The sequence below is a fragment of the Streptomyces sp. NPDC001549 genome (genome assembly GCF_042894025.1).
GTDB classification, from domain to species: Bacteria; Actinomycetota; Actinomycetes; order Streptomycetales; family Streptomycetaceae; genus Streptomyces; species Streptomyces kutzneri.
In genome coordinates, this window is the sequence record NZ_JBIAVJ010000007.1 from 139,282 (window position 1) to 159,552 (window position 20,271).

Sequence of the window (20,271 nt, forward strand, 5' to 3'; positions counted from 1 at the left end):
CATGACACACCACAGGCCCGGCAGATGTTCTGCCGGGCCTGTGGTGAAAGGACTTCTGGTGCCTTACTGGGCCGGGGCCTCGATGGCCTCGGAGGTCAGCAGACCAGCGTTGATCTCGCGCAGCGCGATCGAAAGCGGCTTCTCGTGGACGTGGGTGTCCACCAGCGGGCCGACGTACTCCAGCAGGCCCTCACCGAGCTGCGAGTAGTACGCGTTGATCTGGCGCGCGCGCTTGGCCGCGTAGATCACGAGGCTGTACTTCGAGTCGGTAGCCTCGAGCAGCTCGTCGATCGGCGGGTTGATGATGCCCTCGGGCGCAGTGATGGAAGAGGACACGCTCTACCTTCCGAAGATGGGTGAAAGATGGGGCCGTCCTGGAATCGATCGAATGAAAAACATCGATCAACGATCAGACAACTGCCATCAAGGCTAGCAGCTCACGGGCTACATCCTCGACGGAGGTGTTGACCAGGGTGGTGTCGAACTCGGATTCGGCAGCGAGTTCGATCTTGGCGGCGGCGAGCCGGCGCTCGATGACCTCCGCCGATTCGGTGCCCCGGCCGGTCAGCCGGCGGACCAGCTCGTCCCAGCTCGGCGGGGCCAGGAAGACCAGCTGGGCGTCGGGCTTGGACTCGCGGACGAGCCGTGCGCCCTGGAGATCGATCTCCAGCAGTACCGGCTCGCCGTTGTCCAGGCGTTCCAGCACCGCGCCGCGGGGGGTGCCGTAGCGGTTGCCCGCGAACTCGGCCCACTCCAGCAGCTCGCCGTTGGCGATCAGCTTGTCGAACTCGTCGTCATTGACGAAGAAGTAGTGGACTCCGTGTCGCTCACCGGGCCGCGGCTTGCGGGTGGTGGCCGACACCGAGAGCCACACCTCGGGGTGAACCTTGCGCATATGCGCGACGACCGTGCTCTTGCCGACCCCTGAGGGGCCGGAGAGCACGGTCAGCCGCGGACGAACCTCTGCTGCCATAGAGCGATTATCCAGGTTCTCAGGACTGCCTGAGAACGCCGGGAGAACTTCAGGCGACGCCTCAGGCGCCGGTGCTGCCGAACTCGCGCTCCAGAGAGGCGATCTGGTTGGAACCGAGACCTCGGACACGCCGGGACTCGGAGATGCCGAGACGCTCCATGATCTGCTTGGCGCGCACCTTGCCCACGCCAGGCAGAGACTCCAGCAGGGCGGAGACCTTCATCTTTCCGATGACGTCGTTCTCCTGGCCCGTCTTGATGACCTCTTGGAGCGAGGCGCCGGAGTGCTTGAGTCGATTCTTGACCTCGGCCCGCTCCCGGCGAGCCGCGGCGGCCTTTTCGAGCGCGGCTGCGCGCTGTTCAGGGGTAAGGGGCGGAAGAGCCACGCCTACGTCACCTCGGATGTCGAACTGTCGGATACGGACCGGTGGGCAGCCCGAAGGCACCACACCTGGCGAGCTCCCGAACAGCGATCGAAACGCGTTCGCTGCACGTTCACTCTGGTCGGAGACTAGCGGCCAACAACGCTCCAGTCAGCGAGAACGGACGAAAAGTCCTGGTCAGCCTCCACTGAACCGTACATCACGGACAAAATACCCCGGTTTTGTCCGATGAAGAGCGTTCGAGTTTCGCCAAGAAATGCGAGAGGCCCTGCCGCGGAGGTGCGGCAGGGCCTCCCAGGTGACCGGTTACGCGGTGACGGCCTCGTGGATCTCGTCGGCGAAGCGCCGCGCCGCGTCGCGCAGGGCGCTCACGTCCGGACCGTGCTTCAGGACCCCCCGCGAGACGTTCGGGACCACGTTGCGCACGGCCTTGCCGAAGACGCCCGGCAGGTCCGCCGCCGTCGCGCCCTGCGCGCCGATGCCGGGGGCCAGCAGGGGCCCGTTGATGTCCAGGTCGAAGGAGGACAGATCGCCCAGCGTGGCACCGACCACCGCGCCGAAGGAGCCCATGGGCGTGGCGTCCGCGTTCTCCGCCGCCAGGTGCGCCAGCATCGTCGCGCCGATCGTCCGGCCGTCCTCGCGGACCGCCCGCTGGACTTCGGCGCCCTCCGGGTTCGAGGTCAGCGCCAGGACGAACAGGCCCGCGCCCGACTCCCGGGCCAGGTCGACGGCCGGCTTCAGCGAGCCGTAGCCCAGGTACGGGGAGACCGTCAGCGCGTCCGAGAACAGCGGCGAGGCCGGGTCCAGGAAGGCCGAGGCGTACGCCGCCATGGTCGAGCCGATGTCCCCGCGCTTCGCGTCCATGACGACCAGCGTCCCGGCCGCCCGGGCGTCCGCGACGGCCCGCTCCAGGACGGCCACACCCTTCGAGCCGAAGCGCTCGAAGAAGGCCGCCTGGGGCTTGAAGACCGCCACCGACTCGGCGAGCGCCTCGACGACCGTACGGGAGAACCGCTCCAGGCCCGCGATGTCGTCCTGCAGGCCCCACTGCGCCAGCAGGGCGGCGTGCGGGTCGATGCCGACGCACAGCGGGCCCCGGGAGTCCATCGCAGCGCGCAGGCGGGCGCCGAACGGGATCACAGTCACTTGGTGGCCTTTCGGGTCTCGGCGCCCACCGCTTCGGCGAGCGTCGCGTACGGGCTGTTGGCCAGGCGTGCGGCAAGGCCCTTGTGGATGGCACGGGCGTAGAACGGGCCCTCGTAGATGAAGGCGCTGTAGCCCTGGATCAGCGTGGCGCCGGCCAGGATCCGCTGCCAGGCGTCCTCGGCGTTCTCGATGCCGCCGACCCCGACCAGGACCAGGCGGTCCCCCACCCGGGCGTACAGGCGGCGCAGGACCTCCAGCGAGCGCTCCTTGACCGGGGCGCCGGACAGTCCGCCGGTCTCCTTCACCAGGGACGGGGAGGACTTCAGGCCCAGCCCCTCGCGGGCGATGGTGGTGTTCGTCGCGATGATGCCGTCGAGGCCCAGCTCCAGGGCCAGGTCGGCGACCGCGTCGACGTCCTCGTCGGCCAGGTCGGGGGCGATCTTGACCAGCAGCGGCACCCGGCGGTCGGTCACCGTGCGGTCGGCGGCCTCACGTACGGCCGTCAGCAGCGGGCGCAGCGACTCGGTGGCCTGGAGGTTGCGCAGGCCCGGGGTGTTCGGGGAGGAGACGTTCACCACGAGGTAGTCGGCGTGCCGGGCGAGGCGCTCGGTGGAGGCGACGTAGTCCCCCACGGCCTCCTCCTCGGGCACGACCTTCGTCTTGCCGATGTTGACGCCGACGACGGTCCTGAAGACCGCCTCACGGGCCGCCAGGCGGGCCGCCACGGCCGCCGAGCCCTCGTTGTTGAAGCCCATGCGGTTGATCAGCGCCCGGTCCGGCACGAGGCGGAAGAGCCGCTTCTTCGGGTTGCCGGGCTGCGGCTCGGCCGTGACCGTGCCGATCTCGATGTGGTCGAAGCCGAGCATCGACATGCCGTCGATGGCCACGGCGTTCTTGTCGAAGCCGGCGGCGAGGCCGAAGGGGCCGTGCATGCGCAGGCCGAGGGCCTCGGTGCGGAGCTCCTCGTAGCGCGGGGCCAGGGCGGCCGCGACGAAGGTGCGCAGCACGGGGGTGCGGGCGGCGAGGCGGATCCAGCGGAAGGCCAGGTAGTGGGCCTGCTCCGGGTCCATCCGCTTGAAGACCAGGTTGAAGAAGGTTTTATACATCGTCGGAAAATCCCTCTGCGCTCGTGAAGAGGGGGACACCCGTCGTGAAACCGGTGTCCCCCTCCCCGTGTCCGGGCTGGCTGTGCGGGCCTGCGTCAGTCGCGGGCCGCGGTCAGGTGCTCCGCGTGCTCCTGGAGGGAGCGGACGCCCACGTCGCCGCGGTTGAGCGCGTCGATGCCCTGGACGGCGGCGGCGAGCGCCTGGACCGTGGTCAGGCAGGGGACGCTGCGGGCCACGGCCGCCGTACGGATCTCGTAGCCGTCGAGGCGGCCGCCGGTGCCGTACGGGGTGTTGACGATCAGGTCGACCTGGCCGTCGTGGATCAGCTGGACGATGGTCTTCTCGCCGTTCGGGCCCTCGCCCTCGCTGAGCTTGCGCACCACGGTGGCGTTGATGCCGTTGCGGCGCAGCACCTCGGCGGTGCCGGAGGTGGCCATCAGCTCGAAGCCGTGGGCGACGAGCTCGCGCGCCGGGAAGATCATCGAGCGCTTGTCGCGGTTGGCCACGGAGATGAAGGCGCGGCCCTTGGTGGGCAGCGGGCCGTAGGCGCCGGCCTGCGACTTGGCGTAGGCGGTGCCGAAGACGGCGTCGATGCCCATGACCTCGCCGGTGGAGCGCATCTCGGGGCCGAGGACGGTGTCCACGCCGCGGCCGTGGATGTCGCGGAAGCGCGACCACGGCATGACGGCCTCCTTGACGGAGATCGGCGCGTCGATCGGCAGGGTGCCGCCGTCGCCGGTCTTCGGCAGCAGGCCCTCGGCGCGCAGCTCGGCGATGGTGGTGCCGAGGGAGATGCGGGCGGCGGCCTTCGCGAGCGGGACGGCGGTGGCCTTCGAGGTGAAGGGGACGGTCCGGGAGGCGCGCGGGTTGGCCTCCAGGACGTAGAGGATGTCCCCGGCCATCGCGAACTGGATGTTGATCAGGCCGCGGACGCCGACGCCCTTGGCGATCGCCTCGGTGGAGGCGCGCAGGCGCTTGATGTCGTAGCCGCCGAGGGTGATCGGGGGCAGGGCGCAGGCCGAGTCGCCCGAGTGGATGCCGGCTTCCTCGATGTGCTCCATGACGCCGCCGAGGTAGAGCTCGTGGCCGTCGTAGAGGGCGTCGACGTCGATCTCGATCGCGTCGTCGAGGAAGCGGTCGACCAGCACGGGGCGGGTCGGGGAGATCTCGGTGGACTCGGCGATGTACGACTCGAGGCGGGCCTCGTCGTAGACGATCTCCATGCCGCGGCCGCCGAGCACGTAGGACGGGCGGACCAGGACCGGGTAGCCGATCTCGTCGGCGATCGCCTTCGCACCCGCGAAGGTGGTGGCGGTGCCGTGCTTGGGGGCCGGCAGGCCGGCGTCGGCGAGGACCTGGCCGAAGGCGCCACGGTCCTCGGCGGCGTGGATGGCCTCCGGGGAGGTGCCGACGACGGGGACGCCGTTGTCCTTGAGGGCCTGGGCGAGGCCCAGCGGGGTCTGGCCGCCCAGCTGGACGATGACACCGGCGATGGGGCCGGCCAGCGACTCGGCGTGGACGATCTCCAGCACGTCCTCGAGCGTGAGCGGCTCGAAGTACAGGCGGTCGGAGGTGTCGTAGTCGGTGGAGACGGTCTCCGGGTTGCAGTTGACCATCACGGTCTCGTAGCCGGCGTCGCTGAGGGCGAAGGAGGCGTGGACGCAGGAGTAGTCGAACTCGATGCCCTGGCCGATGCGGTTCGGGCCGGAGCCCAGGATGATCACCGCGGGCTTGGTGCGGGGAGCGACCTCGGACTCCTCGTCGTACGAGGAGTAGAAGTACGGGGTCTTCGCGGCGAACTCGGCGGCGCAGGTGTCGACCGTCTTGTAGACCGGGCGGACACCGAGGGCGTGCCGGACCTCGCGGACGACGTCCTCGCGCAGGCCGCGGATCTCGGCGATCTGGGCGTCGGAGAAGCCGTGGCGCTTGGCCTCGGCGAGCAGCTCGGGGCCGAGCTTCTCGGCGGCGGTCAGCTCGTCCGCGATCTCCTTGATGAGGAAGAGCTGGTCGACGAACCAGGGGTCGATCTTCGTGAACTCGAAGACCTCTTCCTGGGTGGCGCCGGCGCGGATGGCCTGCATGACGGTGTTGATGCGGCCGTCGGTCGGGCGGACCGCGATGCGCAGCAGCTCGTCCTTGTCGCCGGTGGGGCCGACGAAGGTGAACTGCGAGCCCTTCTTCTCCAGGGAGCGCAGGGCCTTCTGGAGGGCCTCGGTGAAGTTGCGGCCGATGGCCATGGCCTCGCCGACCGACTTCATGGTGGTGGTGAGGGTGGCGTCGGCCAGCGGGAACTTCTCGAAGGCGAAGCGCGGGGCCTTGACGACGACGTAGTCGAGGGACGGCTCGAAGGAGGCCGGGGTCTTCTCGGTGATGTCGTTGGGGACCTCGTCGAGCGTGTAGCCGATGGCCAGCTTGGCGGCGATCTTGGCGATCGGGAAGCCGGTGGCCTTCGACGCGAGCGCCGAGGAGCGGGAGACGCGCGGGTTCATCTCGATGACGATGACGCGGCCGTCGGTCGGGTCGATCGCGAACTGGATGTTGCAGCCGCCGGTGTCGACGCCGACCTCGCGGATGATCGCGATGCCGATGTCGCGCAGCCGCTGGTACTCACGGTCGGTGAGGGTCATCGCCGGGGCGACGGTGATGGAGTCACCGGTGTGGACGCCCATCGGGTCGAAGTTCTCGATGGAGCAGACGACGACCACGTTGTCCTTGGTGTCGCGCATCAGCTCCAGCTCGTACTCCTTCCAGCCGAGGATGGACTCCTCCAGGAGCACCTCGGTGGTCGGGGAGAGCGTGAGGCCCTGGCCGGCGATGCGGCGCAGCTCGTCCTCGTTGTGGGCGAAGCCGGAGCCGGCGCCGCCCATGGTGAAGGAGGGGCGGACGACGACGGGGTAGCCGCCGAGGGTGTCGACGCCCTTGATGACGTCGTCCATCGAGTGGCAGATGACCGAGCGGGCGGACTCGCCGTATCCGATCTTGGCCTTGACGGCCTCGACGACGCCCTTGAAGAGGTCGCGGTCCTCGCCCTTGTTGATGGCCTCGACGTTGGCGCCGATGAGCTCGACGCCGTACTTCTCCAGCACACCCTGCTCGTGCATGGAGATCGCGGTGTTGAGCGCGGTCTGGCCGCCGAGGGTCGGGAGGAGCGCGTCGGGGCGCTCCTTGGCGATGATCTTCTCGACGAACTCGGGGGTGATCGGCTCGACGTACGTGGCGTCGGCGATCTCCGGGTCGGTCATGATCGTCGCGGGGTTGGAGTTCACCAGGATGACCCGCAGGCCCTCGGCCTTGAGGATGCGGCAGGCCTGGGTGCCGGAGTAGTCGAACTCGGCGGCCTGTCCGATGACGATCGGGCCGGAGCCGATGACCAGGACGGACTGGATATCGGTGCGCTTAGGCACGCTCGGCCTCCATCAGGGCGGTTTCCATCAAAGACGTGAAGCGGTCGAAGAGGTACGCGGCGTCGTGCGGGCCGGCGGCCGCCTCGGGGTGGTACTGGACGCTGAAGGCCGGCTGGTCGAGCAGCTGGAGGCCTTCGACGACGTTGTCGTTCAGGCAGACGTGGGAGACCTCGGCGCGGCCGTAGGCGGTCTCGGTGACCTTGTCGAGGGGCGCGTCGACGGCGAAGCCGTGGTTGTGCGCGGTGATCTCGACCTTGCCGGTGGTGCGGTCCTGCACCGGCTGGTTGATGCCGCGGTGGCCGTACTTCAGCTTGTAGGTGCCGAAGCCGAGCGCGCGGCCCAGGATCTGGTTGCCGAAGCAGATGCCGAAGAGCGGGGTCTTGCGCTCCAGCACGCCCTGCATGACGGCGACGGGGCCGTCGGCGGTGGCCGGGTCGCCCGGGCCGTTGGAGAAGAACACGCCGTCCGGCTGGACCGCGTAGACGTCCTCGACGGTGGCGGTGGCGGGCAGCACGTGCACCTCGATGCCGCGTTCGGCCATCCGGTGCGGGGTCATGCCCTTGATGCCGAGGTCGACGGCGGCGACGGTGAAGCGCTTCTCGCCGATCGCGGGGACGACGTACGTCTCCTTGGTGGCGACCTCGGCGGAGAGGTTCGCGCCCTTCATCTGCGGCTGCGACTTGACCTTGGCCAGCAGGGCCTCGTCGCGGATGCCGACCCAGGCCTCGCCCGAGAAGATGCCGACGCGCATGGCGCCGCGCTCGCGCAGGTGGCGGGTCAGGGCGCGGGTGTCGATGCCGGAGATGCCGACGACGCCCTGCTTGACCAGCTCCTCGTCCAGCGAGCGGCGGGAGCGCCAGTTGGAGGGGACGCGGGCGGGGTCGCGTACGACGTAGCCGGCGACCCAGATGCGGGAGGACTCGGGGTCCTCGTCGTTGACGCCGGTGTTGCCCACGTGCGGGGCGGTCATCACGACGACCTGCCGGTGGTACGACGGGTCGGTGAGGGTCTCCTGGTAGCCGGTCATGCCGGTGGAGAACACGGCCTCGCCGAAGGTCTCCCCCACAGCGCCGTAGGCGCGGCCGCGGAAGATCCGACCGTCCTCCAGGACGAGTACGGCGGGAGCTTTGGCTGCTCCCCTGGTGGAGGTCGTCATCGTTCGGCGCCTTCCGTCGTGATGGATGAGTTCATGAGATTGACGGCTTCGACCCAGGCGGCGTGTTCGGCCGCGCGGTCGGAGCGGAATCCGGAGTCGATCAGCTTGTCGCCGTGCGCCCAGGTGACGACGAGCAGACCGCCCTCGGTGAGTACCTTGCCCGCGATTCCCTTGTCGAGGCGGGCGCCGCGCAGTTGCGCGGCCGGTACGAAGAAGTCGTTGGCCCCCGGTCGGACCACATCGAGGCCCGCGTCGGTGAGCGTGAGCTCGACCCGGCTGCGCAGGCCCAGACCGTGGGCGACGATCCGGTCGAGCCACTGTCCTGCAGTGGTGGACCCGTGGTACCGGCCGGTCAGGGCCAGCCGGTGCTCGGGAAGACCGTCGGGTGCGGCGGGCAGCTCCGGCAGATCGTTCTGCAGAGCGCCGCGCCATTTCCAGCCCTGCCGCATCAGCCAGTAGACGAACGCGACGAAGACGGCCAGGCCGATCACCCACGCCATGCGGGCACCGAAGCTGGTCACCTCCGCCGACTGTCGTTCGGCGGCCTCGGCGGCCAGTTGGATTACTGCAGGTGTCACGCCAGTTTCCCGTCCACGACCGTTGCCCGGCCCCGCAGGAAGGTATGAGTGACGCGCCCCGGCAGCTCACGGCCCTCGTAAGGCGTGTTGCGGCTGCGGGAGGCGAAATGTGCGGGGTCCACGACACCACGGTACGAGGTATCGACCAAGGTCAGGTTCGCGGGTTCACCTGCCGAGACGGGACGGCCGTGGTTCTCCAGGCTGCCGATGCGCGCCGGAGCGAAGGACATCCGCTCGGCGACGCCCGCCCAGTCGAGCAGCCCGGTCTCGACCATCGTCTGCTGGACGACGGAGAGCGCGGTCTCCAGGCCGACCATGCCCATGGCGGCGGCGGCCCACTCGCAGTCCTTGTCCTCGTGCGGGTGCGGGGCGTGGTCGGTGGCGACGATGTCGATCGTGCCGTCGGCGAGCGCCTCGCGCAGGGCCAGCACGTCGCGCTCGGTGCGCAGCGGCGGGTTGACCTTGTAGACCGCGTTGTACGAGCGCACGAGCTCCTCGGTGAGGAGGAGGTGGTGCGGGGTGACCTCGGCGGTGACGTCGATGCCGCGGGACTTGGCCCAGCGGACGATCTCGACGGATCCGGCGGTGGAGAGGTGGCAGATGTGGACGCGGGAGCCGACGTGCTCGGCGAGCAGGACGTCGCGGGCGATGATCGACTCCTCGGCGACGGCCGGCCAGCCGCCGAGACCGAGTTCCGCGGAGACGACGCCCTCGTTCATCTGCGCGCCCTCGGTGAGGCGGGGCTCCTGGGCGTGCTGGGCGACGACTCCGCCGAAGGCCTTCACGTACTCCAGGGCGCGGCGCATGATCACGGCGTCGTCCACGCACTTGCCGTCGTCGGAGAAGACGGTGACGCGGGCGGCGGACTCGTGCATGGCGCCCAGCTCGGAGAGCTGCCTGCCCTCCAGGCCGACGGTGACGGCGCCGATGGGCTGCACGTCGCAGTAGCCGGACTCCTTGCCCAGGCGCCAGACCTGCTCGACGACGCCGGCGGTGTCGGCGACCGGGAAGGTGTTCGCCATGGCGAACACGGCGGTGTAGCCGCCGGAGGCGGCGGCGCGGGTGCCGGTGAGGACGGTCTCGGAGTCCTCGCGGCCGGGCTCGCGCAGGTGGGTGTGCAGGTCGACGAGGCCGGGGAGGAGGATCTGGCCCTCGGCCTCGATGACGGTCGCGCCTTCGGCGGACAGGTTCTGGCCGACCTCGGCGATGGTCTCGCCGTCGATCAGGACGTCCTGCGCCTCGCCGCCGAGTACCTTCGCGCCACGGATAAGGATCTTGCTCATGGTTACTTGCTCTCCTCGGTACGGGCAGCGGCGGGGGTGGTGGTGACGGCGGGCTCGGAGCCTCCGAGCAGCAGGTACAGGACGGCCATCCGGGTGGAGACGCCGTTGGCGACCTGCTCGACGGCCGTGCAGCGGTCGGAGTCGGCGACCTGGGCGGTGATCTCCATGCCGCGGTTCATCGGGCCGGGGTGCATCACGATGGCGTGCTCGGGCATCTTCGCCATGCGGTCGCCGTCGAGGCCGTACCGGCGGGAGTACTCGCGCTCGGTCGGGAAGAAGGCGGCGTTCATGCGTTCGCGCTGCACACGCAGCATCATCACCGCATCGGACTTCGGCAGCACCTCGTCGAGGTTGTACGAGACCTCGCAGGGCCAGGTCTCGACGCCGATCGGGACGAGCGTGGGCGGGGCCACCAGGGTGACCTCGGCGCCGAGGGTGTGCAGCAGGTGGACGTTGGAGCGGGCCACGCGGCTGTGCAGGATGTCGCCGACGATGGTGATCCGGCGGCCGTTCAGGTCCCTGCCGAGGCCGGCGTCGCGGCCGACCAGGCGGCGGCGCATGGTGAAGGCGTCCAGCAGGGCCTGCGTGGGGTGCTCGTGGGTGCCGTCGCCGGCGTTGACGACGGCGGAGTCGATCCAGCCGGAGGTCGCGAGCCGGTAGGGGGCGCCGGAGGCGTGGTGGCGGATGACGACCGCGTCGGCGCCCATGGCCTCCAGGGTCAGCGCGGTGTCCTTCAGGGATTCGCCCTTGGAAACGGACGAACCCTTCGCGGAGAAGTTGATGACGTCGGCCGAGAGCCGCTTGGCGGCCGCCTCGAAGGAGATCCGGGTGCGGGTCGAGTCCTCGAAGAAGAGGTTGACGACGGTGAGGCCGCGCAGGGTGGGCAGCTTCTTGATCGGCCGGTCCGCGACACGGGCCATCTCCTCGGCGGTGTCGAGGATCAGGACGGCGTCGTCGCGCGTGAGGTCGGCGGCCGAGATGAGGTGGCGCTTCATCTGGATGGCTCCGTAGGTCGGGAGGGCAGGCGGACTGACTGCAGGGGTGCGAGCGGGCAGGGCAGGCCTCGGCGCGGGCCCGGTCGGGGCCCGTCACCAGAACGGTCTACTGACCTGCTGCCTGGGCGGTCCGCTGGCCGAGCAGCACGGCGTCACGGCCGTCCTCCTCCTGGAGCTGGACCTTGACGGTCTCCCGCAGCGACGTGGGGAGGTTCTTGCCGACGTAGTCGGCGCGGATCGGCAGTTCGCGGTGGCCTCTGTCGACGAGGACCGCGAGCTGCACGGCGCGGGGGCGGCCGAGGTCGCCGAGGGCGTCGAGAGCGGCGCGGATGGTGCGGCCGGAGAAGAGCACGTCGTCGACGAGGACGACGAGGCGGCCGTCGAGGTCGTCGCCGGGGATCTCGGTGCGACCGATCGCCCGGGCGGGCTTCATCCGCAGGTCGTCGCGGTACATCGTGATGTCGAGGGAGCCGACCGGGATCTTCGTACCGGTGATCTCTTCGAGCTTGGCGGCCAGCCGGCGGGCGAGGTAGACACCGCGGGTGGGAATGCCGAGGAGCACCACGTCGTCGGCGCCCTTGGCGCGTTCGACGATCTCGTGGGCGATGCGGGTCAGGACCCGTGCGATGTCCTGCGCTTCGAGTACGGGGCGCATGGAATCGGTGTTCTGCTGAGTGTCCATGAAAAGGACCTCCTTCTCCGCCTCACGGGACGGACCTTAAAGGACGTCTGATGTACGTCTCACACGGTACCAGGGAGAGGCCGGTGACTCGGACCGGGCCGGTACGGAATGACCCTCTCCGGGCTGCTGGGACGAACACCCAGGGGGCGACGAAGACCATTCGGCTTGACGCATCCAAGTAACGCTGCGTAACCTCACAGTGAGTTACCAGCCGCGCGGCGGAGCCGCACGTAGTTACGTAGTTACGTAGTCGCAGTGTCCACCAGTCACAGCGTCACAGCGTCCGGGAGCGTTATGTCCAGCGAATACGCCAAACAGCTCGGGGCCAAGCTCCGCGCCATCCGCACCCAGCAGGGCCTTTCCCTCCACGGTGTCGAGGAGAAGTCCCAGGGCCGGTGGAAGGCCGTCGTGGTCGGTTCTTACGAGCGCGGGGACCGCGCCGTGACCGTCCAGCGTCTTGCCGAGCTGGCGGACTTCTACGGGGTTCCGGTGCAGGAACTGCTGCCGGGTACGACGCCCGGCGGGGCTGCCGAGCCGCCGCCGAAGCTGCGTCTCGACCTGGAGCGCCTGGCGGGCGTCCCCGCCGAGAAGGCCGGCCCGCTGCAGCGTTACGCTGCGACGATCCAGAGCCAGCGGGGCGACTACAACGGCAAGGTGCTGTCGATCCGCCAGGACGACCTGCGCACCCTGGCCGTCATCTACGACCAGTCCCCCTCGGTCCTGACCGAGCAGCTGATCAGCTGGGGCGTGCTGGACGCGGACGCCCGTCGCGCGGTGGCGCACGAGGAACTCTGAGTCCCGGTCTCCGGACCAGCAGAAACGTTTACCGGTGGGCGCCGGACCCTTGCGGGGGTCCGGCGCCCACCGGTTTTTCGTTCCCGCGCCCCGCGCCGCATACGGAAGGGCCCGCAACGCGTACGCTGCGGGCCCTTCCGTATGGCGGTGCCGGCGCCGGGCCGTGCGGTCAGCTCTCGCTGCGCCGCAGGCTCGGCTTCAGGTCCTTGAAGCGGGCCAGCAGCCCGTTCACGAACGAGGGGGACTCGTCCGTCGAGAACTCCTTGGCCAGCTGGACGGCCTCGTCGATGGCCACGGCGTCCGGGGTGTCGTCCACCCAGATCAGCTCGTAGGCACCGAGCCGCAGGATGTTCCGGTCCACGACCGGCATGCGGTCGAGGTCCCAGTCCACGGCGTAGGTGATGATCAGATCGTCGATGCGGTTCACCTTGTCGGCGTAACCCTCGACGAGATCCATCGTGAAGGCGCTGACCGGCGGCTGCCGGTCGTCCGACCGCGCGTGGCGGATCCAGTCCGCGAGGACCTCGCGGACGGGCACGTCGCGCTGGTCCGCCTCGAAGAGGATCTGAAAGGCGCGCTTGCGCGCATTGCTCCGAGCAGCCACGGGTTAGTTGCTCTTCCGGCCGAGGTAGTCGCTGGTGCGGGTGTCGACCTTGACCGTCTCGCCGGTGGTGACGAAGAGCGGGACCTGGATCTCGTAGCCGGTCTCCAGGGTGGCGGGCTTGGTGCCACCGGTGGAGCGGTCGCCCTGGACGCCCGGGTCGGTGTGCTCGATCTTGAGCTCGACCGCGGCCGGGAGCTCGACGTAGAGCACCTCGCCCTCGTGCTGGGCGACAGAGGCGGTGAAGCCCTCGATCAGGAAGTTGGCGGCGTCGCCGACAGCCTTCTTGTCCACCATCAGCTGGTCGAAGGTGGTCATGTCCATGAAGACGAAGTACTCGCCGTCCATGTACGAGAACTGCATGTCGCGGCGGTCGATCGTGGCCGTCTCGACCTTCGTGCCGGCGTTGAAGGTCTTGTCGACGACCTTGCCGGAGAGCACGTGCTTGAGCTTGGTGCGCACGAAGGCCGGGCCCTTGCCGGGCTTGACGTGCTGGAACTCGACGACGGACCAGAGCTGGCCCCCGTCGAGCTTCAGCACCATGCCGTTCTTGAGGTCGTTCGTGGAAGCCACGGTTGCGGAATCTCCTGCACTGGAAGACCACGGGTGCGCGCACAGCCCGGCAGAGCCGGCTAGAGCGCGAGCAGCTCCTTGGTCGTAATGGTGAGTAGCTCGGGACCGCCGTCCGCCTCGGGGCGTACGACGAGCGTGTCATCGATCCGGACACCTCCCCGGCCCGGGAGGTGAACCCCCGGTTCGACGGTGACCGGCACGCAAGCGTCCAGTTTACCCATTGCCGTAGGTGCAAGCTGCGGGTCCTCGTCGATTTCGAGGCCCACGCCGTGTCCGGTCCACGGAGCGAGCTCTTCCGCGTGGCCCGCGGAGTCCAGGACGGAGCGTGCGGCATGGTCCACGTCCCGGTACGCGGCCCCCGGCAGCAGGGCCTCGCGACCGGCCCGCTGGGCGGTGAAGACGAGGTCGTACAGCTCGATCTGCCAGTCGGCCGGGCTGGTGCCGATCACGAAGGTCCGGCCGATCTCGCACCGGTAGCCACGGTAGTTGGCGCCCAGGCAGACCGTGAGGAAGTCGCCCTCCTCCACCCTGCGGTCGGAGGGACGGTGCCGGGAGCGGCCGGAGTGCGGGCCGGTGCCGACGGACGTCGGGAAGGCGGGGCCGTCCGCCCCGTGGTCGACGAGCCGCCGCTCCAGCTCCAGGGCGAGGTGCCGCTCGGTGCGCCCGACGAGGATGGACTCCAGCAGCTCCCCGAGGGCCTGGTCGGCGATCTCGGCGGCGATCCGCAGACAGGCGATCTCCTCCTCGTCCTTGACGAGGCGCTGCTGCTCGACGGCGGTGCCGAGGTCGGCGAGGCGCAGTGTGGGCGCGACGGAGCGCAGGGCCCGGTGCCGGCCGACGGTGAGGTGGTGTTCCTCCACCGCGAGCGAGTCGGCCCGGACGGAGGCGGCCAGATCGGCGGCCGCGACGGCCGGGTCCCCGCCGGGGCTGCTCAGGACGGAGACGGCCAGGTGCTCGTCGAGGCGGCCCTCGTCGGCCTCGCCGGTGGGCGCGCCGGAGCAGAACAGCATGTCCTCGGTGGGGCCGACGAGCAGCACCGCGCCGAGCGGGGACGCCCCGGAGAGGTAGCGGACGTTCGCCGGACGCGTGATCAGTGCGGCGGCGTTCCCCGCGGCGGCGCATCGGTCGCGAAGCAGGTTCCGGCGGACGGCGTACACGTCTGACATGTCTTCGAGCGTACGAGCGCCCCGCCGATCCGGCCCGGCGAGCGCGTCCGGACGGGCCCGGGGATGTCGTGCCGATCGGGCGGGAGCGCGGCCTGACCGGCGGGACGCCCCTGCTACCCGGGCCAGCCGCCGGGGGCCGACAGGGCGCGGGCCAGGGCCTCGTCGAGGGCGCGGGCGGTGCCTTCGACGTCGAGGTGGGAGTTGTCGATGATCGGCAGTCCGGAGCCGTACCAGCCGGCCATCCGGCCGTGGATCCGCGCGACTTCCTCGTCGGAGAGCCGTCGGTTGCCGGAACGGGCAGCGTTCCGCTCCAGGACGATCTCCAGGCCGGGCAGCAGCACCACCGGCAGCAGCGTGGGGCCCACGTGCCGCTTCCAGCCGCCCAGCCCGACCACGGGCCGGTCCGGGAAGACGGCGTCGTCCAGGATGCAGGAGATGCCGTTCGCCAGGTAGTTGCGGGCGGCGAAGCCGCAGGTGCGGCGGGCGAGCCGGTACTGGGCCTCGGAGTGCTCGTTCCAGCCCGCCTGGGGGTCCGCGAAGCCGGAGCAGACCCACTCGCGGACGTCGTCCAGGCTGACGTGGGCGGTCGGCACGGGCCGGGATCTTGCCCAGTGCCGGGCGACGGTGGTCTTACCGGCGCCGGCCGGGCCGATCAGCAGTACGGCCAGGACGGCCCCGCCGGTGCCCGGCACCGCGGGAGGCAGCGGGATGTGCCCGGTGGACTCCGGCACGGCGGGCACCGGCTGCGACTGATGGTGCTGGTGAGGCGGCTGGTGGGGCTGGTGAGGCTGGTGAGGCGGCTGGGGCGGAGACTGCGGCGGGGGCGAACCCGGCCAGCCCTGTGCCGGGGGTATCGGCGGCTGCGGGGGCGCCGACGGACGCGGTCCCGACTGCCCCCAGCCCGCGCCCCCGCCCCCCACTCCGTGCTGCATCCGCTGCCACTCCGTCTCGTTCCGGCGACTGATGCGAGAACGTTATATGACTGCCGGGGCCCGGCCGTCCACCAGCACTGTCAGGCAGGGTGTCAGGTGGAGATCTCGTCCGCCAGTGCGCGCAGCGCAAGCCGGTACGAACCGATACCGAAGCCGGCCACCGTTCCGGTCGCCACGGCCGCGATGACCGAGGTGTGACGGAACTCCTCGCGGGCGTACGGGTTCGAGATGTGCACCTCGATCAGCGGCGCCGTGCGCTGCGCGGCCGCGTCCCGCATGCCGTACGAGTAGTGGGTGAAGGCCCCCGGGTTGATGACCACGGGGATCTTCCCGTCCGCCGCCTCGTGCAGCCAGCGGATCAGCTCGCCCTCGTCGTTGGTCTCCCGGACCTCGACGTCGAAGCCGAGCTCCTCGCCCAGCGAACGGCAGCTCTCCACCAGTCCCGTGTACGAGGTGGCCCCGTACACGTCGGGCTCGCGCGAGCCGAGCCGGCCCAGGTTCGGGCCGTTCAGCACGAGGACGCGGCGGCTCACGCCGACACCTCGCCGTAGGCGGCGACCAGGTGCGCCGGGTCGGGACCCTCCAGGACGGTCGGCTTGGCCAGCCCGTCGAGGACGATGAAGCGCAGCAGGTTGCCGCGGGACTTCTTGTCGACCTGCATGGTCTGGAGCAGCTTGGACCACTGGTCGCCGCGGTAGGTCAGCGGCAGCCCGACCGAGGCCAGGACCGCCTTGTGCCGGTCGGCCGTCGCGTCGTCGAGCCGGCCCGCGAGCCGGCCGAGCTCGGCGGCGAAGACCATGCCGACGGACACGGCCGCGCCGTGCCGCCACTTGTAGCGCTCGTTCTTCTCGATGGCGTGCGCGAGGGTGTGGCCGTAGTTGAGGATCTCGCGCAGTCCCGACTCCTTGAGGTCGCTGGAGACCACGTCGGCCTTGACCTGGATGGAGCGCACGAGGAGCTCGGCGGTGTGCGGGCCTTCGGGCGTGCGCGCCGCCGCCGGGTCCTCCTCGATCAGGTCGAGGATCACCGGGTCGGAGATGAACCCGGCCTTGATGATCTCGGCGAGGCCGCTGACGTAGTCGTTGACCGGCAGCGAGTCCAGGGCCGCCAGGTCGCAGAGCACACCGGCCGGCGGGTGGAAGGCACCCACCAGGTTCTTGCCCTCGGCGGTGTTGATGCCGGTCTTGCCGCCGACCGCCGCGTCCACCATCGCGAGGACGGTGGTCGGTACGGCGACCCAGCGCACGCCGCGCAGCCAGCTGGCCGCGACGAAGCCCGCGAGGTCGGTGGTGGCTCCCCCGCCGACGCCGACGATCACGTCGGTGCGGGTGAAGCCGGACTGGCCGAGGGCCTTCCAGCAGTAGGCGGCCACCTCGACCGTCTTGGCCTCCTCGGCGTTCGGCACCTGGATGGCGACCGCCTCGTAGCCCTGCTCGGCCAGGTCGTCGCGCAGTGCCTCACCGGTCGAGGCCAGCGCCTCGGGGTGGATCACGGCGACCCGCTGGGCCTTCGTACCGATCAGGGAGCCGAGCTCGCCGAGCAGCTGCCGCCCGACCAGCACGTCGTACGCGTCGTGTCCGGCGCTCGCGCCGACGTGGATCCGCGTCACCTGGTCTGTCATACGTCCTTCAACTCCAGAGCGTCGAGGACCGCCTGGGCGACCTCTTCGGGGGTGCGGTCGTCGGTGGCCACCACGACGCGCGCGACTTCGGTGTACAGGGGGCGCCGGGCGTCCATCAGCTCGCGCCACTGGCGGCGCGGGTTGACGGCGAGCAGCGGGCGGGCGGCGCCGAGGCCAACGCGCCGTACGGCTTCCTCGACGTCCATCGACAGATAGGCGACGGGCAGGCCGGCCAGCAGCTCGCGGGTGCCCTCGTCGAGGACGGCGCCGCCGCCGAGGGCGAGGACTCCGGTGTGCCCGGCGACGGCGGCGGCGACCGCCTGCCGCTCCAGCTCACGGAAGTACGGCTCGCCCTCGTCGACGAAGATGTCGGAGATCTCCCGGCCCTGGGCCAGGGCGATGTCGGCGTCGGTGTCCCGGTAGGGGACGCCGAGCCGCTCGGCGAGCAGCGCCCCCACCGTGGACTTGCCGGACCCCATGGGGCCGACGAGGACGACCAGTGGTCCGGCGGTCACCGGATCTGCAGGTTGTCGAGGTACGCCTGGACGTTGCGGCGGGTCTCCGGGACGGAGTCTCCGCCGAACTTCTCGACGACCGCGTCGGCCAGTACGAGGGCGACCATGGCCTCGGCGACGATGCCGGCGGCCGGCACGGCGCACACGTCGGAGCGCTGGTGGTGGGCCACCGTCGCCTCTCCGGTGGCCACGTCGACGGTCGCCAGCGCGCGCGGGACGGTCGCGATGGGCTTCATCGCGGCGCGTACGCGCAGCAGTTCGCCGGTGGTCAGTCCGCCCTCGGTGCCGCCGGAGCGGCCGGTGGTGCGCTTGAGGCCCTCGGGGGTGGAGACGATCTCGTCGTGCGCCTTCGAGCCGGGCACGCGGGCGAGCTCGAAGCCGTCGCCGACCTCGACCCCCTTGATGGCCTGGATGCCCATGAGGGCGGCGGCGAGGCGGGCGTCGAGGCGGCGGTCCCAGTGGACGTGCGAGCCGAGGCCGACCGGGACTCCGTACGCCAGCACCTCGACGACGCCGCCGAGGGTGTCGCCGTCCTTGTGGGCCTGGTCGATCTCGGCGACCATCGCCTTGCTGGCGTCCGCGTCGAGGCAGCGCACCGGGTCGGCGTCGAGCTTGTCGACGTCGGCGGGGGTCGGGTAGACGCCGTACGGGGCCTTGGCCGCGGCCAGTTCCACCACGTGCGAGACGATCTCGATGCCGGCGACCTCCTTGATGAAGGAGCGGGCGACGGCGCCGAGGGCGACGCGGGCGGCGGTCTCCCGGGCGCTGGCGCGCTCCAGGATCGGCCGGGCCTCGTCGAAGCCGTACTTCTGCATGCCGGCGAGGTCGGCGTGGCCGGGGCGCGGACGGGTCAGCGGCGCGTTGCGGCCGGTCTCCTTGAGCAGCGAGGGGTCGACGGGGTCGGCCGACATGACCGTCTCCCACTTGGGCCACTCGGTGTTGCCGATCATGACCGCGATCGGGGAGCCCTGGGACAGGCCGTGGCGGACGCCGCCGAGGAAGGTGATCTCGTCCTGCTCGAACTTCATCCGGGCACCGCGGCCATAGCCGAGCCGGCGCCGGGCCAGGTGATCGGCCACCAGCCCGGTGGTGACCGGGACGCCGGCGGGAAGACCCTCCAGCGTCGCGACCAGTGCCGGTCCGTGCGACTCTCCTGCGGTCAGCCAACGCAACCTGCTCAACGATGCTCCTCATGCTCGCGCCTGGTACAGCGACGGCGCGATCGGGTGCGCGGCCCGGACCCGCCTCACCAGATCCTCCCACGTCCGGAGGGGTTTATCGGGCCCCGGTCCAGCTATCGGACGCCTGGGGCGTCAGCGGGCCCGCCGGCCGCGCTCGCGCTGCCAGGTGATCCCGTACCAGAGGATGACGGAACCGAAGAGTCCGATGATGAGCGCCTTGGCCCACAGGGGCAGGCCGCCGAAGGCCACCCTGACCATGGTGAAGACGACGAAGGGGAGATCCCACTTCGACGCGAGTACCTCGTCCGTGCTGTTCCCGTCCATGCCGCCCCCTGTGAATACGCAGGTGGAAAGCCTAACGGGCGGCGAGCGCCCGCTCTCCGGCGGCCCTCATGGCGGCGAGCGGTCCCGGGGTCCGGCCCGTCATCAGCTCGACCTGGAGCACGGCCTGGTGGACGAGGAGGTCGAGTCCGCCGACGACCTGGCCGCCCTGCCGGGACCAGGCCGCGGCCAGCGCGGTCGGCCAGGGGTCGTAGAGGACGTCGAAGAGGGTGCCCGCCCCTTCGGGTACGGACGCCGCCAGGGCGTCGGTCGTACCGGCCGGGGTGGTGGCGATCACCAGGGGCGCGGACAGCGCGGCGGCCGCCTCGGACCAGTCGGCCGTGCGGACGGGCACGCCGAGCCGCTCGCCCCACTGCCGCATCTCGTCCGCGCGGGCCGCCGAGCGGACGTACGCCGTGACCTCGCCGGAGCAGATCCGAGAGAGCGCGGCGAGCGCCGAGGAGGCCGTGGCGCCGGCGCCGAGGACGGCGGCGGAGGTCACCTTCTCGACGCCGCGCTCCTGGAGCGCGGCGACGATGCCGGGGATGTCGGTGTTGTCGCCGAGGCGCCGGCCGTCCTCGGTGAGGACGACCGTGTTGACCGCCTCGACGGAGGCGGCCGTGTCACTGATGCCGTCCAGCAGCGGCATGATCGCCCGCTTGAGCGGCATGGTCAGGGACAGCCCGGCCCACTCGGGGCCGAGTCCTGCCACGAACTCCGGGAGCGCGGCCTCGTCGATCTCGAAGCGGTCGTACGACCAGTCGTCGAGGCCGAGCTCCTGATAAGCGGCGCGGTGCAGCACCGGTGAGAGGGAGTGCTCGATGGGCGAACCCAACACCGCGGCCCTTATGCGTGACATGT

Annotated in this window: 22 protein-coding genes; 1 reads left to right on the top strand and 21 read right to left on the bottom strand. The window is 70.6% G+C overall.

Going from position 1 to position 20,271, the window contains the following annotated elements; translation table 11 throughout:
- Positions 1-63: 63 nt before the first annotated feature.
- From rpoZ to pyrR, 11 genes are all read right to left on the bottom strand, one after another.
- Positions 64-336, bottom strand: a complete 273-nt coding sequence (rpoZ, locus tag ACFY04_RS14595) for a DNA-directed RNA polymerase subunit omega (RefSeq protein ID WP_004948662.1) — start codon at positions 334-336, stop codon at positions 64-66.
- A 73-nt stretch (positions 337-409) separates the two neighbouring features.
- Positions 410-973 (bottom strand): guanylate kinase, encoded by a 564-nt coding sequence (gene gmk, locus ACFY04_RS14600; protein ID WP_030008745.1) that lies wholly within the window; start codon positions 971-973, stop codon positions 410-412.
- A gap of 61 nt (positions 974-1,034) precedes the next feature.
- Complete coding sequence (locus tag ACFY04_RS14605) at positions 1,035-1,358, bottom strand: integration host factor (protein ID WP_030008746.1); 324 nt, start codon at positions 1,356-1,358, stop codon at positions 1,035-1,037.
- A 303-nt stretch (positions 1,359-1,661) separates the two neighbouring features.
- The gene (gene pyrF, locus ACFY04_RS14610; protein WP_389116728.1) at positions 1,662-2,501 is read right to left on the bottom strand and encodes an orotidine-5'-phosphate decarboxylase; all 840 of its coding nucleotides are present in this window, start codon (positions 2,499-2,501) and stop codon (positions 1,662-1,664) included.
- Positions 2,498-3,607 carry a quinone-dependent dihydroorotate dehydrogenase gene (locus ACFY04_RS14615; RefSeq protein ID WP_189972633.1) on the bottom strand — a complete coding sequence of 370 codons (1,110 nt, stop codon included), beginning with the start codon at positions 3,605-3,607 and terminating at the stop codon, positions 2,498-2,500. Before ACFY04_RS14615 ends, pyrF begins: the two co-directional genes overlap by 4 nt.
- Positions 3,608-3,702: 95 nt before the next feature.
- Positions 3,703-7,011 (bottom strand): carbamoyl-phosphate synthase large subunit, encoded by a 3,309-nt coding sequence (gene carB, locus ACFY04_RS14620; protein WP_389116730.1) that lies wholly within the window; start codon positions 7,009-7,011, stop codon positions 3,703-3,705.
- Complete coding sequence (gene carA, locus ACFY04_RS14625) at positions 7,004-8,167, bottom strand: glutamine-hydrolyzing carbamoyl-phosphate synthase small subunit (protein WP_389116732.1); 1,164 nt, start codon at positions 8,165-8,167, stop codon at positions 7,004-7,006. Before carA ends, carB begins: the two co-directional genes overlap by 8 nt.
- Positions 8,164-8,745, bottom strand: a complete 582-nt coding sequence (locus tag ACFY04_RS14630; RefSeq protein WP_030769179.1) for a hypothetical protein — start codon at positions 8,743-8,745, stop codon at positions 8,164-8,166. The genes carA and ACFY04_RS14630 overlap by 4 nt, the downstream gene beginning before the upstream one ends.
- Positions 8,742-10,028 (bottom strand): dihydroorotase, encoded by a 1,287-nt coding sequence (locus tag ACFY04_RS14635; protein WP_389116735.1) that lies wholly within the window; start codon positions 10,026-10,028, stop codon positions 8,742-8,744. Before ACFY04_RS14635 ends, ACFY04_RS14630 begins: the two co-directional genes overlap by 4 nt.
- A 2-nt stretch (positions 10,029-10,030) precedes the next feature.
- The gene (locus ACFY04_RS14640) at positions 10,031-11,023 is read right to left on the bottom strand and encodes an aspartate carbamoyltransferase catalytic subunit (RefSeq protein WP_389116737.1); all 993 of its coding nucleotides are present in this window, start codon (positions 11,021-11,023) and stop codon (positions 10,031-10,033) included.
- A gap of 106 nt (positions 11,024-11,129) precedes the next feature.
- Positions 11,130-11,705 (bottom strand): bifunctional pyr operon transcriptional regulator/uracil phosphoribosyltransferase PyrR, encoded by a 576-nt coding sequence (pyrR, locus tag ACFY04_RS14645; RefSeq protein WP_030732111.1) that lies wholly within the window; start codon positions 11,703-11,705, stop codon positions 11,130-11,132.
- A 294-nt stretch (positions 11,706-11,999) separates the two neighbouring features.
- On the opposite strand from pyrR, the gene bldD reads away from it, so the two are divergent.
- Positions 12,000-12,500: a transcriptional regulator BldD gene (gene bldD, locus ACFY04_RS14650; RefSeq protein ID WP_030008755.1), complete on the top strand. Its 501-nt coding sequence runs from the start codon at positions 12,000-12,002 to the stop codon at positions 12,498-12,500.
- Between the two features lie 169 nt (positions 12,501-12,669).
- Here the strand turns inward: bldD and nusB are convergent, their stop codons facing one another.
- From nusB to ACFY04_RS14700, 10 genes are all read right to left on the bottom strand, one after another.
- Positions 12,670-13,104 carry a transcription antitermination factor NusB gene (nusB, locus tag ACFY04_RS14655; RefSeq protein ID WP_389116739.1) on the bottom strand — a complete coding sequence of 145 codons (435 nt, stop codon included), beginning with the start codon at positions 13,102-13,104 and terminating at the stop codon, positions 12,670-12,672.
- A 3-nt stretch (positions 13,105-13,107) separates the two neighbouring features.
- Positions 13,108-13,674, bottom strand: a complete 567-nt coding sequence (gene efp / locus ACFY04_RS14660; RefSeq protein WP_327386411.1) for an elongation factor P — start codon at positions 13,672-13,674, stop codon at positions 13,108-13,110.
- A gap of 59 nt (positions 13,675-13,733) precedes the next feature.
- Positions 13,734-14,840: an aminopeptidase P family protein gene (locus ACFY04_RS14665; RefSeq protein ID WP_389116742.1), complete on the bottom strand. Its 1,107-nt coding sequence runs from the start codon at positions 14,838-14,840 to the stop codon at positions 13,734-13,736.
- A 113-nt stretch (positions 14,841-14,953) separates the two neighbouring features.
- Positions 14,954-15,772, bottom strand: a complete 819-nt coding sequence (locus ACFY04_RS14670; protein ID WP_389116744.1) for an AAA family ATPase — start codon at positions 15,770-15,772, stop codon at positions 14,954-14,956.
- 92 nt (positions 15,773-15,864) lie between these two features.
- Positions 15,865-16,305, bottom strand: a complete 441-nt coding sequence (gene aroQ, locus ACFY04_RS14675) for a type II 3-dehydroquinate dehydratase (protein WP_373043692.1) — start codon at positions 16,303-16,305, stop codon at positions 15,865-15,867.
- Positions 16,302-17,393: a 3-dehydroquinate synthase gene (gene aroB / locus ACFY04_RS14680; RefSeq protein WP_389116746.1), complete on the bottom strand. Its 1,092-nt coding sequence runs from the start codon at positions 17,391-17,393 to the stop codon at positions 16,302-16,304. Before aroB ends, aroQ begins: the two co-directional genes overlap by 4 nt.
- Positions 17,390-17,908 (bottom strand): shikimate kinase, encoded by a 519-nt coding sequence (locus ACFY04_RS14685; RefSeq protein WP_389116748.1) that lies wholly within the window; start codon positions 17,906-17,908, stop codon positions 17,390-17,392. Before ACFY04_RS14685 ends, aroB begins: the two co-directional genes overlap by 4 nt.
- Positions 17,905-19,089: a chorismate synthase gene (gene aroC, locus ACFY04_RS14690; RefSeq protein WP_389116750.1), complete on the bottom strand. Its 1,185-nt coding sequence runs from the start codon at positions 19,087-19,089 to the stop codon at positions 17,905-17,907. The genes ACFY04_RS14685 and aroC overlap by 4 nt, the downstream gene beginning before the upstream one ends.
- A 132-nt stretch (positions 19,090-19,221) precedes the next feature.
- A complete protein-coding gene (locus ACFY04_RS14695; RefSeq protein ID WP_373043688.1) occupies positions 19,222-19,413 on the bottom strand; it encodes a hypothetical protein in 192 nt (63 codons plus the stop codon).
- 31 nt (positions 19,414-19,444) lie between these two features.
- Entirely contained in the window at positions 19,445-20,269 is an 825-nt protein-coding gene (locus ACFY04_RS14700) for a shikimate dehydrogenase (protein ID WP_389116752.1), read from the bottom strand.
- Between the last annotated feature and the right edge of the window lie 2 nt (positions 20,270-20,271).